The 15,293-nt window shown below is 71.6% G+C and carries 12 protein-coding genes and 1 pseudogene; 9 read left to right on the top strand and 4 right to left on the bottom strand.

All coding sequences use genetic code 11. From position 1 onward, the window contains the following. Nucleotides 1–59 precede the first annotated feature (59 nt). Nucleotides 60–1,790 (top strand): GAF domain-containing protein, encoded by a 1,731-nt coding sequence (locus ACFT4A_RS21960; RefSeq protein ID WP_382832576.1) that lies wholly within the window; start codon nt 60–62, stop codon nt 1,788–1,790. Between the two features lie 23 nt (nt 1,791–1,813). Here the strand turns inward: ACFT4A_RS21960 and ACFT4A_RS21955 are convergent, their stop codons facing one another. Beyond that, nucleotides 1,814–2,515, bottom strand: coding sequence for a response regulator (locus ACFT4A_RS21955; protein WP_382832574.1), 702 nt, complete (start codon nt 2,513–2,515; stop codon nt 1,814–1,816). Between the two features lie 312 nt (nt 2,516–2,827). Here ACFT4A_RS21955 and ACFT4A_RS21950 point away from each other — a divergent pair, with 312 nt between their 5' ends. From ACFT4A_RS21950 to ACFT4A_RS21925, 6 genes are all read left to right on the top strand, one after another. After that, nucleotides 2,828–3,736, top strand: coding sequence for a universal stress protein (locus ACFT4A_RS21950; RefSeq protein WP_382832572.1), 909 nt, complete (start codon nt 2,828–2,830; stop codon nt 3,734–3,736). Between the two features lie 75 nt (nt 3,737–3,811). Continuing rightward, nucleotides 3,812–4,693 (top strand): universal stress protein, encoded by an 882-nt coding sequence (locus ACFT4A_RS21945; protein WP_382832570.1) that lies wholly within the window; start codon nt 3,812–3,814, stop codon nt 4,691–4,693. Nucleotides 4,694–4,895: 202 nt separating this feature from the next. After that, entirely contained in the window at nt 4,896–7,589 is a 2,694-nt protein-coding gene (locus tag ACFT4A_RS21940; RefSeq protein ID WP_382832568.1) for a GNAT family N-acetyltransferase, read from the top strand. A gap of 240 nt (nt 7,590–7,829) precedes the next feature. Then, complete coding sequence (locus ACFT4A_RS21935; protein ID WP_382832566.1) at nt 7,830–8,324, top strand: flavodoxin domain-containing protein; 495 nt, start codon at nt 7,830–7,832, stop codon at nt 8,322–8,324. Nucleotides 8,325–8,563: 239 nt separating this feature from the next. Beyond that, nucleotides 8,564–9,637 (top strand): zinc-dependent alcohol dehydrogenase family protein, encoded by a 1,074-nt coding sequence (locus ACFT4A_RS21930; RefSeq protein WP_382832564.1) that lies wholly within the window; start codon nt 8,564–8,566, stop codon nt 9,635–9,637. Between the two features lie 22 nt (nt 9,638–9,659). Further along, nucleotides 9,660–10,334, top strand: coding sequence for a helix-turn-helix domain-containing protein (locus ACFT4A_RS21925; protein WP_382832563.1), 675 nt, complete (start codon nt 9,660–9,662; stop codon nt 10,332–10,334). 35 nt (nt 10,335–10,369) lie between these two features. Here ACFT4A_RS21925 and ACFT4A_RS21920 read toward each other — a convergent pair whose 3' ends face one another. The 3 genes and pseudogenes from ACFT4A_RS21920 to ACFT4A_RS21910 form a co-directional block, all read right to left on the bottom strand. Then, nucleotides 10,370–10,546: a hypothetical protein gene (locus tag ACFT4A_RS21920; RefSeq protein ID WP_382832751.1), complete on the bottom strand. Its 177-nt coding sequence runs from the start codon at nt 10,544–10,546 to the stop codon at nt 10,370–10,372. A 215-nt stretch (nt 10,547–10,761) separates the two neighbouring features. Next, a pseudogene (locus ACFT4A_RS21915) lies at nt 10,762–11,037 on the bottom strand (CBS domain-containing protein); the annotation flags it as partial. A gap of 53 nt (nt 11,038–11,090) precedes the next feature. Beyond that, complete coding sequence (locus ACFT4A_RS21910) at nt 11,091–11,549, bottom strand: cyclic nucleotide-binding domain-containing protein (RefSeq protein ID WP_382832561.1); 459 nt, start codon at nt 11,547–11,549, stop codon at nt 11,091–11,093. A gap of 348 nt (nt 11,550–11,897) precedes the next feature. Between ACFT4A_RS21910 and ACFT4A_RS21905 the strand changes: the two genes are divergently transcribed. Next, nucleotides 11,898–12,773, top strand: a complete 876-nt coding sequence (locus ACFT4A_RS21905; RefSeq protein ID WP_382832740.1) for a universal stress protein — start codon at nt 11,898–11,900, stop codon at nt 12,771–12,773. A gap of 90 nt (nt 12,774–12,863) precedes the next feature. Beyond that, the gene (locus tag ACFT4A_RS21900; RefSeq protein ID WP_382832559.1) at nt 12,864–15,251 is read left to right on the top strand and encodes a glycoside hydrolase family 65 protein; all 2,388 of its coding nucleotides are present in this window, start codon (nt 12,864–12,866) and stop codon (nt 15,249–15,251) included. The last annotated feature ends 42 nt before the right edge of the window (nt 15,252–15,293 follow it).

Below are 15,293 nucleotides of genomic sequence, written 5' to 3'. Positions count from 1 at the left end.
CGTGAGGGAAGGAAGGCGCCTGATCCGGGTGCGTCCGCGTGAGCCGGTCGGAGGCGACGATGAGCGGGGAACGGCCCGGTCGATCCGAGCAGCACCTGCCCAAGCTGCGGCTGGACGAACTGCTGGACGAGCTGCAGGCGCGGATCGACGCGGCGCGGGGCACCCAGGATCGTGTGCACAGCCTGCTGGAGGCAGTGCTTTCCGTCGGCCGGGAGCTGGATCTGCCGCAGGTGCTCAGGCGTATCGTCGAGGCGGCCGTGGTGCTCGTGGACGCCGAGTACGGGGCCCTGGGAGTCATCGCCGACGACCGCACGCTCTCCGAGTTCCACACCGTCGGTATCAGCGACGAGCAGCGGGCCAGGATCGGCGACCTGCCCAGCGGGCACGGCATCCTGGGCGAGCTGATCCGGCACCCCGAGCCGCTGCGTCTGACGGAGATCTCCGAGCACCCGGCCTCGTACGGCTTCCCGTCGCACCACCCTCCGATGCACTCCTTCCTGGGCGTGCCCATCCGGGTGCGTGACCAGGTGTTCGGCAACCTCTACCTCACGGAGAAGCGCAGCGCGGAGAAATTCGACGCCGAGGACGAGTCGGTGCTCGCCACCCTCGCGGTGGCAGCCGGCGTGGCCATCGAGAACGCCCGCCTGTACGAGGAGACGCGGCTGCGCGAGCGGTGGCTGGGAGCGAGCTCCGAGGTCACGCGTGCCCTGCTGTCGGGTGCGCCGAGCACGGATGTCCTCGAACTGATCGTGGAGCAGGCGCGTCAGATCGCCGACGCCGATGCCGGGATGATCGCCGAGCGCGTGCCCGAGGAGAACGCATTGCGGCCGCTGCTCGCCGTCGGGCTGGACGCGGAGCGGCGCAGCGGCCTGGTGATCTCCGGCACGGACGGATTCGTGGCCGCCGTCCTCACCACGGCGGAGCCGGCGGTGAGCGCCGACATCCAACGGGACTCGCGGAGCAGCGGAGACGCTGCGCAGTGGGCCGGGCTCGGTCCCGTGGTCGGTGTGCCGCTGGAGGCCGGAGGCAAAGCCGGCGGTGTGTTGCTGCTGGGGCGCGCGGCGGGACGTACGCCGTTCACGGACGCCGACACGCTCCCCCTGCTCGGCTTCGCCGGGCAGGCGGCGCTGGCACTGGAACTGGCCGAGCGGCGCCGGGACGCCGAGCAGATCGCGCTACTGCGGGACCGTGACCGCATCGCCCGCGACCTGCACGATCTCGCCATCCAGCGACTGTTCGCGGCCGGGATGACGCTGCAGAGCACCCAGCGTTTCATCGACCATCCGGAGGCTGTGGAGCGGTTGTCGCGGACCGTGGACGATCTGGACGAGACCATCAAGATCATCCGGTCCACGATTTTCGGGCTGCGGCCCCACGGCGGGGCGAGGGAAGGCAGCGGCCTGCGTGGCCGGGTCTCGGACGCGGTGACGGCGGCGGCCTCGGCTCTGGGCTTCGCTCCGGCGGTGCGCATCGAGGGGCTGGTCGACACGGATGTACCGGGCGACGTCGCTGATCACACGCTCGCGGTACTCGGCGAGGCGCTGAGCAACGTGGCCCGGCACTCCGGGGCCCGCTCCGTGGACGTGCGCCTGAGATGCGCCCAGGGCGAGTTGACGCTCACGGTGACCGATGACGGCCGCGGGATACCGGAAGGTGCCGTCCGCAGCGGCCTGCGGAACATGGAGGAGCGGGCCGTCGCCCTCGGCGGCGACCTCCGGCTCGGTGAGCGCCCGGAGGGAGGCGGCACCCGGGTGGTGTGGCGGGTGCCGGTGCGGTCGGCCCGAGGATGACTGTGGCTGTCAGCGGCCCCGGCTCATTTTGACGGGTGCTCGCTCGTCCCGGGGTGCTCCAAATGCGACGCGAGGACCGCGGCCTGAACCCGTCGCTGGACGCCGAGCTTGGCCAGGAGCCGGGAGATGTGGTTCTTGACGGTCTTCTCGGACAGGTAGAGCTTCATGCCGATCTCGCGGTTGGTGAGCCCCTCCCCGATCAGGGCGAGAATCTCCCGCTCGCGCGGCGACAGGCTCGCCAGCTCGGGAGCGATGGCTGGTTCCTCGGACGGGTCGGCACGCAGCGAGCGCATCAGCCGGGCCGTGGTCTCCGGGTCGAGCATGGACCGCCCGGAGGCGACCGTGCGTACCGCCGAGATCAGGTCGGAGCCCTTGATCTGCTTGAGGACATAGCCGGAGGCCCCGGCCATGATCGCGTCGAGCAGGGCCTCCTCGTCGTCGAACGAGGTCAGCATCAGACAGGCCAGCTCGGGCATACGGCTGCGCAGTTCGCGGCAGACGGTGATGCCGTCGCCGTCCGGCAGGCGTACGTCGAGGACGGCGACGTCGGGGCGGAGGGCCGGGCCTCGGGCGAGCGCGTGCTCGACGTTCTCGGCGTCCCCGACCACCGAGATGTCGGGTTCGGCGTCCAGCAGGTCGGCCAGGCCGCGGCGCACGACCTCGTGGTCGTCGAGCAGGAAGACCCGGATCGGGTGCTCCTCGCTGAAGGTGCGCGGCTCGGTCATCTCGACCCCTCGTCGGCCGGAAGGGCGGACTGCAGACCGCCCGTGACCACGATCATTACGTGCGAGGGCCGGATGCACTAGGGCCGATCGGCCCAGTCGTGCCGGTGGGTGCCCCTGAACCGCCCGGATCGAGTCGGGTGCCTCAGGCGTGGTACGCCGAGGATCGTGAAGCGGGCAGGGCACCGCCGTGTTCGTCGTTTCAGCCGGGCGGTAGGGCCGGTCGGTCCCGGCACGGGACCTGTGGCCCCTCCACTGCGACGGCCGGAGGAGGCGATGCTCGAATCGTGAGCTTCTACTCCGGAGGTGAAGACCATGTCCCGCACGATCACCGTGGGTCTCGACGGCTCGCCCGAGAGCCGCGCCGCCGCCGAGTGGGCGGCCCGTGAGGCGGCGCTGCGCCGCCTGCCACTGAAGCTCCTGCACGTGTGGGAGCCGGCGCCGGAGCCCATGGCGCAGGCCCCACAGCTGGGTGCCGAGACCTCTCAGCAATGGAGCGAGAAGATCCCCCGTGACACCGCGGAAGGGGTCCGGCTGCGTCACCCCGACGTCGAAGTGACGGCCGAGCACCTGGCCGGCCGTCCCAGCGAGGTGCTGGGCGAGGCCACCGAGGCCGCCGAACTGCTCGTCCTGGGATCACGCGGTCTGGGCGGCATCAGCGGGTTCCTGGTGGGTTCGGTCGGCCTGGCCGTGGTGGCGCGTGCCGAGCGGCCCGTGGTCCTGGTCCGGGCCGGTGAGCAGGCGGCCGACGAGCACGAGATGGACCCGACGGGCATCCCGTCGGCCGCCACGCGTTACCGGCCGGTCGTGCTCGGCATCGACACCGACCACCTCGACCCGTCGGTGATCGACTTCGCCTTCGACGCGGCCGCCCGGCGCGGAACCGCCCTACGGGCCGTGCACGGATGGCATCTGCCCTCGTGGTTCGTCTACGGCAGGGGCGCCGGCGACGTGTACCGGTATGACCAGGTCGTCCGTTCGCAAGCCCGTGCGCTCACCGACGCACTGCGCCTGTGGAGGGACAAGTACCCCTCCGTCGAGGTGGTCGAGGTGTCCCACTCGGGCAGCGCGGCGGCTCACCTGATCGACGCCTCGCGCGAGGCATCGCTGGTCGTCGTGGGACGGCGGGTCCGTCGCAATCCGTTGGGGGCGCACATCGGTCCCGTTACGCATGCCGTGCTGCACCACGCTGCCGCCCCGGTCGTCGTCGTTCCGCACGACTGACGCGTCACCGCCTCAGCAGTACGCCGACGGGAGTCGCTGTCCGTTCCGAACAGCTCGAGAGGAGGAATCGGACCGATGAATCTGCCCGTCGTCGTTGGCGTGGACGGCTCCGAGTCCAGCCTGCGGGCTGTGGACTGGGCGACCGACGAGGCCGCGCTGCGCGGGGTACCGCTGCGTGTGGTGTACGCGTCTTTGTGGGAGCGCTATGAACATGCCGTTTTCGCCGCGGGGCCGGGAAAGACGGAGCAGATCCTCACCGATGTGCTCGTGGTGGCCGCCGCCAAGCGCGCTCGGTCGCGGGTCCCGGACATGGAGGTCGCCACCGAGGTCGTGCCCGAGGGTCCGGTGCCCGTACTCCGTCGCGCGGCGCGCGGTGCCTCCGCGCTGGTCGTGGGCTCTCGCGGCCGCGGGGGCGCCGCCGAACTGCTGCTGGGCTCGGTCGGTTTCGCCGTGGCCGGGCACGCCGACGGTCCGGTGATCGTGGTACGCGGTGACCACGACGACCGAGCCGGGTCCCCGGCGCAGGGCCGCCGCATCGTCGTAGGAGTGCCGGACCATGCCGCGGAATCGGCGGCAGTGCGTTTCGCTTTCCGGGAGGCGGCCCAGCGCGCGGTACCGCTTGAGGCCGTGCGGGCCTGGCACTGCACCGCGCACGAGACCGCCGACCACCTGTTGCTCGCCGGTGAACCTGCCCACGGAGACAAGCAGAGCGCCGCCGATGCCCTGGAAACCGGGCTCCGTGCGCCGGCCGAGGATTACCCGGCTGTCGAGGTGCGCCGCCGGACCGTCGAGGGCCCCGCCCGCACCGTACTGCTCGACGCCTCAGCCGATGCCGCCCTCCTCGTGGTCGGCGCCAGACGCCCCCACGGCCGCATCGGACTCGGGATCGGCCGCGTCACGCATGCCGTTCTGCACCACGCGGCCTGCCCCGTCGCGGTCGTCCCCGAACGGGTCTGACCGCATCGCGGATGCGGGCCTTCCGCCCAGCGGGTCACCCATGCCCGGAAAAGGCACGACCACGTCGCCCACTCCTACGGCAACGCACTCGACACAGCGGGCCACAGGGCCGATCGGCCCCCGGCCTACCCCGGACAGCCCATGCGACGACTCCTCGATCCGCCTGATGCTCGAAGCACCGAATGGCTCGGAGGAGACTGCCATGACGCACGATGTGCTCGACCGCCCGCCGATCCACGCCCTGCTCACGGACGGCACGACCGTGTGCATACGCGCCGTGCAGCAGGGGGACCACGAGCGGTTGCGGGGTCTCTACGAGAAGATGTCCCCCGAGAACTTGCGCCTGCGGTTCTTCGCCGCGAGCCGCCGATCCGCCGTCATGGCCGCCGACCGGGCCTGCGCCCCGGCCCGCCCGGGCTACCAGGCCCTGCTCGCCGAGGCGCAGGGCCTGGTGATCGGTCTCGCCGAGTACGACACCGGTGGCGGGGCCGACACGGCCGAGATCTCCGTCGCGGTCGCGGATGGCCTGCACCACCGCGGTGTGGGCACCCTGCTCGTCGAGCACCTGGTCTCGGCCGCCCGCGCGAACGGCGTCACCACCTTCACGGCCGATGCCCTGGGCGAGAACCACAAGGTGCTCCGGCTCTTCGCCGACCTCGGTCTGCGCACCGCCCGGCACTTCGACGGGCCCGAGGTGCGCTGCACCATCAGGCTGGACCAGGACGACGCCTACCTGTCGGCTGTGGAGGAGCGGGGCCGAGCCGCCGACGTTGCCAGCCTCCAGCCGCTTCTCCGGCCGGACGCGGTGGCCGTCGTCGGGGCCGGGCGCAGGCCCGGGTCCGTGGGCCGGGCGATCCTGCACCACCTGAAGGCGGGAGGTTTCACCCGTCGCCTGTTCGCCGTGAACCCCGCCGCGACCGCGATCCTCGGCGTGCCGTCCCATCCGTCCGTCGCAGCCCTGCCCAGGATCCCGGATCTCGTGGTCCTGGCCGTGCCCGCGGGCGCGGTTCCGGCGACCGCGGAGGAGTGCGGCAAGACGGGCGTTCGGGCCCTCCTCGTCGTCACCGTCGGTCTCAGCGCCGACCAGGCGCGGACGCTGATCTCGGTCTGCCGCGCCTACGGCATGCGGCTCGTCGGCCCGAACTGCCTGGGCATCTCCAACACCGACCCGGAGCTGCGGATGGACGCGACCTTCGCCGCGGAGCATCCGCGTCCCGGCACCGCCGGAGTCGCCGTGCAGTCCGGCGGCATCGGCATCGCGCTCCTGGACGGGCTGTCACGCCTCGGCATCGGGGTGTCGACCTTCGCCTCCCTCGGCGACAAGTACGACGTCAGCGGCAACGACCTGCTCCAATGGTGGGAGAGCGACGGCCGTACCGACCTCGCCCTGCTGCACCTGGAGTCGTTCGGCAACCCGCGTGCCTTCTCCCGCACCGCCCGGCGCGTGACCCGCCGCATGCCCGTACTCACCGTGGACGCGGGCCGCACGGAGGCAGGCCGGCAGGCCGCCGCCTCGCACACCGCGGCCGCCGCCACCCGCACCATGACCCGGCTCGCGCTGTTCACCCAGGCCGGCATCACCGCCACCCGCTCGGTCGGCGAACTCCTGGAAACCGCCGCCCTGCTGCACGCTCAGCCCCTCCCGGCAGGCACACGGGTCGCAGTCGTCACCAACGCGGGCGGAGCGGGCGTACTGGCCGTCGACGCCTGCGCCGAGGCGGGGCTCGCGCTGCCGTCGCTGAGTGCCGGGATCATCGAGGAGCTGCATGCCCTGTTGCCCGTCGGTGCCGCCGTCGGCAACCCCGTGGACGCGACGGCTGTGGTGACGGAGGAGCAGCTCAGCGCGTGTGTCGACCGGCTTGTGGAGTACGACGGTGTCGACGTGGTGCTCGTGGCGCTGGTGCCCACGGCGGTCGCCGCCGCGACCGGCGACGACCTGGTGCGAGCTCTGACCGGCGCGCCGGGACGCCGGGCTCGAACGATCGCCGTCATCCGACTGGAGCAGGACGCCTCGGTGACCTTGCTGCCCGCGGCCGACGGCAGCACGATTCCCTCGTACGCCGAACCGCAGGCCGTGGCACGGGCGCTGGCCCATGCGGCACGACGCGCGGCCTGGCTCGCCCGGCCGGTCGGAACCGTCCCGGAGCCGGACCGCGTCGACACCGAACGCGCTCACGAGATCACCGGCACCTACCTCGCGGCAGAATCCGAGGGCGGCTGGCTCGACCCGCGCACCTGCGCCGAGCTCCTCGACTGCTATGGCATCCCGCAGATCTCCTGGGCCTGGGCCAAGACCGAGGACGAGGCCGTCCGCGCCGCCCGGCGACTGCGCGGCGCCGACGGACGGTTGGTCATGAAGGCGTACTGGCCGGGCCTCGTACACAAGACCGAGAAGCGTGCTGTCCACCTCGACATCCAGGGCGACGCCCAAGTACGGGCCGCCTTCCGGGACTTCGACTCACGCTTCGGCGACGTCCTGACCGGTGTGATCGTCCAGCCACTCGCTCCGCGCGGTATTGAGCTGTTCGCCGGTGTCGCCCAGGACGAGGTGTTCGGGCCGCTCGTCCTGTTCGGGCTCGGTGGCACGGCCACAGAGGTACTGGCCGACCACGCCGCCCGGCTCGCGCCGCTCACCGACCACGACGTGCACGACCTGATCACGTCCCCGCGCTGCGCACCGCTGTTGCTCGGCTCGCGCGGCAACCGGCCTGTCGACCTCCCGGCGCTGGAACAGTTGCTCCAGCGACTGTCGCGGATGGCGAGCGATCTGCCGCAGCTCGCGGAGGCCGACTTCAACCCGGTCCTCGCAACGCCTGGAACGGTCACCGTGCTCGACGCCCGAGTGCGCCTGCTGCCGCGCCGGGCCCAGGACCCCTATCTGCGCCGACTCCGCTGAGCCGGCCGCACCGGCCGAATCAGTCGAGGAGGGAACCTCATGCAACAAGGCAAGGTCGGCTCGGTGATGACCATGGATGTGGTCCGGGCCATGTAGGGAACCTCGATCAAGAAGGTGGCCCAGCTGCTTGCCGACCACCGGATCAGCGGACCACCTGCCAGTTGGAACACGAGAGCGAGGCGGCGCTGCACAGCGTGACCGCCGCCTCGCTGCACATACGGTGAAAGGAGGAGGACCCTCATGACGAAGAACGTCCTGGTCGCCTACGGAACGACGAACGGCTCTACGGCAGAGATCGCCGAGACCATCGCGGAGGTCCTGCGCAAGGACGGACTGACGGCCGAGGCGAGTCCCGCCAGGGCCGTGCCGAGTGCGGCAGCGTACGACGCCGTCGTGGTCGGTGGCGGGCTGTACGCAGGCCGCTGGCACAAGGACACCCGCCGCTTCGTCCGGCGTCACGGCAAGGCCCTGGCCGAACGCCCGCTGTGGTTCTTCAGCAGCGGCCCGCTCGACCCCTCGGCCTCGGAGCGGGACATCCCGCCGGTGCCCGGAGTGAAGAAGGCCATGGTCCGGCTCGACGCCAGGGAGCACGTCACCTTCGGAGGCTGTCTGGAGGAGGGCGCGAAGGGCTGGGTCGCGCGAATGATTCTCCGCAGCGGAAAGGGCGGGGACTTCCGCGACTTCGAGCGGATCGAGACGTGGGCGGCGCGGATCGGCCACGAGCTGACGAGCTGACTCCGGAGCCCGGCGCATCCTGCGGCACACAGGGCTGCCGGGCCTCTTCGAGGTGCTTCCGTACCTGCCCCTGGGTGTGGCCGGTGCCTCGGTCGCGGGCCCTGCCGAAGCTGCGGCGGGCTGACCGAGCGAGCCTGAGGTAGGGCCGACCGGCCCAAGCGCCTTCCACCAGCCCGCGCCAAGCTGGAACTGGCGGTGCAATCCCGGCATCGCGCCCACACCAGGAAGGTGGGAACGCCATGAAGGGCTACGTCTTCCACGGCCCCGGACAGTCCGCCTGGGAGGACGTCCCGGACCCCGCGATCAAGGAGGCGACCGACGCGATCGTGCGTGTCGACGCCGTCACCATCTGCGGAACGGACCTGCACATCCTCAGGGGCGACGTTCCCGAGGTGCGCCCCGGCACGGTGCTGGGGCACGAGGCGGTCGGTGAGATCGTCGACGTCGGCGGTGACGTGCGCACGGTGCGGCCGGGGGACCGGGTGCTGGTCTCCTGCATCACCGCCTGCGGCCGCTGCCGCTACTGCCGCGAGAACATGTACGGCCAGTGCCAAGGCGGCGGAGGCTGGATCCTGGGCCACCTGATCGACGGCACCCAGGCCGAGTACGTCCGCGTGCCGTACGCCGACCTGTCCGTGCACCCGCTGCCCAGTGCCCTGGACAGCAAGCACGCCGTACTGCTGGCCGACATCTTCCCGACCGGGTACGAGGTGGGCGTGCTCAACGGGCACGTACGGCCCGGTGACACCGTCGCCGTCGTGGGCGCCGGCCCCATCGGGCTCGCGGCCATCGCAACCGCCCGGCTGTTCGCACCGGAGCGGATCGTCGCCGTGGATCTCGCCGCCGCCCGGCTGGAAGCAGCCAGGCGCCTCGGCGCGGACGCGGTGGCGGACGCCCGGGAAGCCCCTGAGCAACTGGTCTCGGACCTCACCGACGGGCTGGGCGCGGATGTGGTTGTCGAGGCCGTCGGCGTCCCGGAGACGTTCGAGCTCTGCACGCGCATGGTGCGGCCGGGCGGGCACGTGGCCAACGTCGGCGTGCACGGCAAGCCCGCGACCCTGCACCTGGAAGACCTGTGGATCAAGAACGTGACCATCACCACGGGGCTGGTGGACACCTACTCCACCCCCACGCTGCTCCGGATGGCGGCCGCGGACCGGTTGCCCACCGGGCAGCTGGTCACGCACACCTTCCCGCTGGCCCACATGGAGGAGGCGTACGACGTCTTCGGCCGGGCCGGCGACACCGGTGCTCTCAAGGTCGTACTCGGTGGAGAGCAGCATCAGGAGGTCGTCCCAGTCGAGGCGGCCTGACGAAGGAGAGAGGTGACGGGCCATGACCGAACGAGCCTCGTCGCACGCCGTGGAGGGGCGCCCGGTGGGAGACCTCGGGCGCCGGATCACCCAACGGCGTACGGAACTCGGCCTGACTCGGCAGGAGACGGCCACTCAGGCGGGCATGGCTCCTGCCTACCTCCAGTACTTGGAGGAGCGGCCGACCGCGGACCCGGGCGCGGGCACCCTGCTCCGGCTGGCCGGAGTGTTGAAGACCACGGTGTGGCACCTGACCGGTGGCGACACCGAGTTGCCGCCCGGCCTCGGACGGGCCTCCCGCACCCCCCGCTTCACGGAGCTGACCGAAGCGGAGTGCCGCTCCCTGCTGTCGACGCACGGAGTGGGGCGTCTTGCCGTGCCCACGGACGCCGGGCCGGTCGTCATACCGGTCAACTACAGCGTCGTCGACGGCGCGATCGTCTTCCGTACCGACCCCGGCACGACGCCCGCAGAGGCGGTCGGCCAGCACGTCGCCTTCGAGGTCGACCGCATCGACGAGGCGTTCAGTGAAGGCTGGAGCGTGCTGGCGCGCGGCCCGGCGAGGGCTGTGACTGATCCGGACGAGGTGGCCCGACTCGCCGAGCAGGCGTACAGCACGCCGTGGGCGGGAGGCCGGCGCGAGCTGTGGCTGTGCATCGAGCCTGCCGCCGTCACCGGGCGCCGGATCACGGTCTGAACGCGGAAGGCCGGCGGTCCCTGCCCCGGTGGAGATCACCTCGTGTCGCCGCAGACGCAGATCTTCAGGCCGGGGCGGGTGGCGCCGCCCTCGGCGACGGCAATGCCGACCAGCCGGCCGACGCCCTCCCGGTCGATCGTCTCGTTGTCGAGGTAGGTCGGCGGTGCGCTTGCCCACCCGGGTGGCCAGCCCCGGGGAGAGGCTCGCGCCATTCGTCCAGCTGGTGGCCCTTCGCCGGAGAACGTCCGCAAGTGCCGCTGAGGCCGCCCTGCGCTGGATGAGCCGGCGCAGTGTGGGTCCGGGCATCTCGTCTTTCGGAAGCGCGGCGACGATGTCGTCGAATGTGGAGACCTCATCAGCGGTGTTTTCACCGGAGCTCACTCTCGGCAGACGCCCCGGCCAGGTGGCACTCGACGTCCACCACACCCTGGGCGAGCGTGGTGTCGGCGTGCACGGTGACGGCCGGTGAGTTCATCAGCTCCTCCGCGGTCACCCCGCCCGCCTTGGTCATGTCGGAGAGCCGGCGAAGCTGTGTGAGCAGGTCCGCTTCGGAGACAACCCCGATCACCCGACCCGCGCCCTCCAGGACCGGCAGCGCGCACTGCCCCATGACCTTCACGATCTCCTTGAACACGGTGCCACGGCCCACGGCCACGACGGTGTGCGTCATGACGTCGCAGACGATGTGCGGGCTGCCGTGCATGGTCGTTCCCTTCCGGCGGCCGGGCGCGGACTGGGACTGGGGGTCAGGGACGCTCAGAGTGGGCTCCCGCTGCCGTAGGGGGCGTACAGGTCGAGTAGCCGGATGCGGGAGGCGTGCAGCCTGTCGGCAACCACCCGGCCGACCCAGGCCGCGATAGCGCGGCCGAACTCGGCGTCCTGGGCGCACATCGCCCGCACGCCCTCAGCGTCGAACTCGTAGGCCCGCACCGGGCTCATCGCCTCCGCGCCCAGGTGCCACACGTACGGCGGGAAGTGCCACGACCAGCCGATCAGCTCGCCGTACCCCAGGGACTCGACGACAGCGGCTCGCCGGCCCGGGACCCGGAGATCGAGCGCGACAGTGCCGGTGCGCACGATCCAGAACCGATCGGCACGTCGGCCTTCCTCGAACAAGCGTGTGCCGGCGTCGAAGGACACCTCATGGGCGACGCGCATCAGCCGCTCGCGCTGCTCGGCTGTGAGGCCTGCGGACAGGTTGGTGGTGGAGGTCATCACTGGGGCTCCCTTCAGCCGGCCCTGCCGCAGCCGGGCGGTGCGTCCGGCGTGCGGGCCCACAGCTGCCTCGGTGCTGCTCTGGCGGCCTGCTGACTTCAGCGTGTGCCTGACCCGGGCAGGGCACCACGGGCCGCTCGGCCCCTGTACCGGGGCCGTTGGGCCCTGCCGCGGCCGTGCCCGCGGCAGCAATCCTCGTCTCCGCATCCCGCGGTTCCGCGAAGGCGGAAACATGGGCCGAATGGCCCCGACAGGAGCCCAACCGCCCCTCGCGTCGGGTCGCCGCGGGTGCGACGGTGAAAGCGGACCTGCAGAGTGCCCGAGCACGAGGCGGTGGGAACGATGACGATGGAGCTGCCCCTGGTCGTGGGTGTCGACGGATCGGACGGCTGTCTGCCTGCGGTCGACTGGGCCGTGGACGAGGCCGCCCGGTATGGGCTTCCGTTGCGGCTGGTGTACGGCTCCCTCTGGGAGCGGTACGAGGGCCACACCCCGTCGGTCGGTCCGGGCCGCCCTGCGAGGCAGCTGATGGCCGACCACATCGTTGCCTCCGCGGCGGAGCGCGCCGGGCGGCGCAACCCTGACGTGAAGGTGTCCACCGAGGTCCTCCTCTCCGATGCGACGGACGCGCTCCTTCAGGAGGGCAACAACGCCACCGCCCTGATCACCGGGTCGCGGGGCCGCAGCGAGCTGAAGGGACTGCTGCTCGGCTCGGTCGGGCTGGCCGTCGCAGCCCGCGCACACTGCCCGGTGGTCGTGGTGCGCGGCGACAAAGCGGGCCTGTCCGGTACCCATGAGCGCATCCTTCTCGGCGCCGGAGACCCCGGCACCAGCGAGGAAGCGACACGGTTCGCCTTCCGCGAGGCCGAGGCCCGCGGGTGCGTCCTGGACGTGGTCCGGGCCTGGCGCCGCCCCGCACACGAGACCGCCGATACGGCCGCAGCCGCCGAGGCCCCCGGCCGAGACCACGAGGAGCGGGCCAGCACGGAACTCGACGGACTGCTCCGCGATGCCATGGCCGATCACCCCGGTGTGCGAGTACAGCGCACGACGGTCGAGGGCCCGGCCCGCAAGGCGCTGGTGCACCGCTCGGCCGCGGCCGACCTGGTGATCGTGGGAGCACGGCGCAGGCAGGGCCACTTCGGGCTTCAGCTCGGCAGGGTGGCCCACAGACTGCTGCACCACGCCCAGTGCCCCGTGGCCGTCGTGCCCCAGCGCGTGTGAGCGCGGTCGAACCGGGAAACGCGGCGCGCAGACGAACAGGTCACGGACAACCGTCCGGGCCCGTGGATCCGCTCGACGAGGAGACCGCCCGTGACGGATCTGACCTCGGAGTACGGCGACGCCTGGAGGTACGAGGGATATCGCCCCGCGGAGGAACGGCTGCGGGAGTCGCTGTGCACCTTGGGCAACGGCTACTTCGCCACCCGCGGGGCGCTGCCCGAGTGCCCGGCGGACGACGTGCACTACCCGGGCACCTACGCGGCTGGCTGTTACAACCGCCTCACCTCCGAGGTCGCGGGACGCAGCGTCGAGAACGAGGACCTGGTCAACCTCCCCAATTGGCTCCTGCTGCGCTTCCGCCTTGCCGGTGGGAAGTGGCTCACGCCGGATTCGGCGACCGTCCTGGAGCACCGTCAGACCCTCCACCTGGACTCGGGACTGCTGGAGCGCCGCACCCGGTACGCCCTCGGCGAGGGGCGGGCTCTGTCGGTACTGCAACAGCGGGTGGTGCACATGGGCGACCCGCACCTCGCGGCGCTGCGCACCGAGTTCACCGCCGAGGACCTCACCGGTGAGCTGGAGGTCGAGGCAGCGCTCGACGGGGCGGTCACGAACGCCGGGGTACCGCGCTACCGCGACCTGGACGGCCACCACCTGACCCACGCGCACACCGGAACCGCCGCACCCGGCACGGTGTGGCTGCGCTGCCGTACCCGCACCTCGGACATCCGGATCGGCATGGCCGCCCGCCTGACGGCCCAGGAGCCGATCACGGACGCACACGAACCCTCACGCGCCGTCCAGCACCTCACGCTGCCCCTGGCCCCCGGCCGCACGGTTACCGTCGACAAGACCATCGCCCTGCACACCTCACGTGACCCCGCGATCAGCGACCCGTTGCAAGCAGCGGTGGACCGGGCGGGCGCGGCACCGGGCTTCGACGACCTGCTGGCCTCGCACCGGACCGCGTGGAACCAGCTGTGGCGCCGGGCCGAACTCGACGTCCCGGGGAAGGCGGGAGCCATTCTGCGCCTGCACCTGTTCCACGTGCTGCAGACGGTCTCCCCGCACAGCGCAGAGCTGGACGTGGGCGTGCCGGCCCGCGGACTCCACGGCGAGGCCTACCGCGGACACGTCTTCTGGGACGAACTCTTCGTCCTGCCGTATCTCAACCTGCACTTCCCCGAGGTGTCCCGCGCCCTGCTCCACTACCGCCACCGGCGCCTGGACCGGGCCCGCGCCGCCGCACGGGCCATTGACCGGGGCGGCGCGCTGTACCCGTGGCAGAGCGGCAGCGACGGCCGAGAGGAGACCCAACGGCTGCACCTCAACCCCCGCTCGGGCCGATGGCTGCCCGACCACACCCACCTCCAGCACCATGTCGGTTCGGCGATCGCGTACAACGTGTGGCAGTACTGCGAGGCCGGAGGTGACGCCGAGTTCCTGCACACCAGGGGCGCCGAGATGCTGCTGCAGATCGCGCGTTTCTGGGCTGACTCGGCCACCTGGGACGAGCATCTGGGACGGCATCGCATCCGTGGCGTGGTCGGCCCCGACGAGTACCACGAGGCCTACCCCGGCGCGGAGCGGCCCGGCCTGGACGACAACGCCTACACCAACGTCACGGCGGCCTGGGTGCTCGCCCGCGCCTTGGAGGTGCTGCGTACGCTGCCGGAGCCCCGCCGTCGCGAACTCGCCGAACGCATCGCTCTGGACGACGGGGAACTGGAGCAGTGGGAGAAGGTCTCCCGCACCCTCCACGTCCCTTTCCACGCCGGAGTCATCAGCCAGTTCGATGGCTACGACGACCTCGCCGAACTCGACTGGGACGCCTACCGCCAGCGCTACGGCGACATCCGGCGCCTGGACCGGATCCTGGAGGCCGAGGGCGACAGCGTCAACCAGTACAAGGCCTCCAAACAGGCCGATGTGCTGATGTTGGGCTACCTCTTCTCACCGGCTGAGCTGCAGGGACTCCTGCATAGGCTGGGGCACCGGCTGGACGAGGAGACCTGGCGTCGCACCGTCGACTACTACCTGGCCCGCACCAGCCACGGTTCGACCCTCAGCGGTCTGGTGCACGGCTGGATCCTGGCCCGGTGCCGGCGCGCCGAGGCTTGGACGTTCTGCCAGGAGGCCCTGAAGGGGGATGTCGCCGACGTGCAGGGCGGCACCACCGGCGAGGGCATTCACCTCGGCGCCATGGCCGGCACCCTCGACCTTGTCCAACGGGGACTGACCGGACTGGAGACCCGGGCCGGGGCGCTGTGGCTGGATCCGGTGCCACTGCCGGAGCTGTCGTCGTACGGCTTCTCCCTTCGGTACCAGGGCCATTGGGGCATACGGTTGCGGCTGGCCGGCGGTTGGGTGGAGATCGCCGTACCGCCGTCCGACCTCCCGCCGATCGACGTTCAGCTGCCCGACCGTGCGGTCAGCGTCCAGCCGGGTGAGACATGCCGGCTGCTGCTGCCCGACTGACGGCTACGCCCTTTCGGCTGCCCCGGACAGCGGATGGGCGCG

The organism is Streptomyces sp. NPDC057099, from assembly GCF_042671245.1.
Taxonomy (GTDB): Bacteria; Actinomycetota; Actinomycetes; order Streptomycetales; family Streptomycetaceae; genus Streptomyces; species Streptomyces purpurascens.
This window is presented reverse-complemented; position numbering and strand designations above follow the sequence as displayed.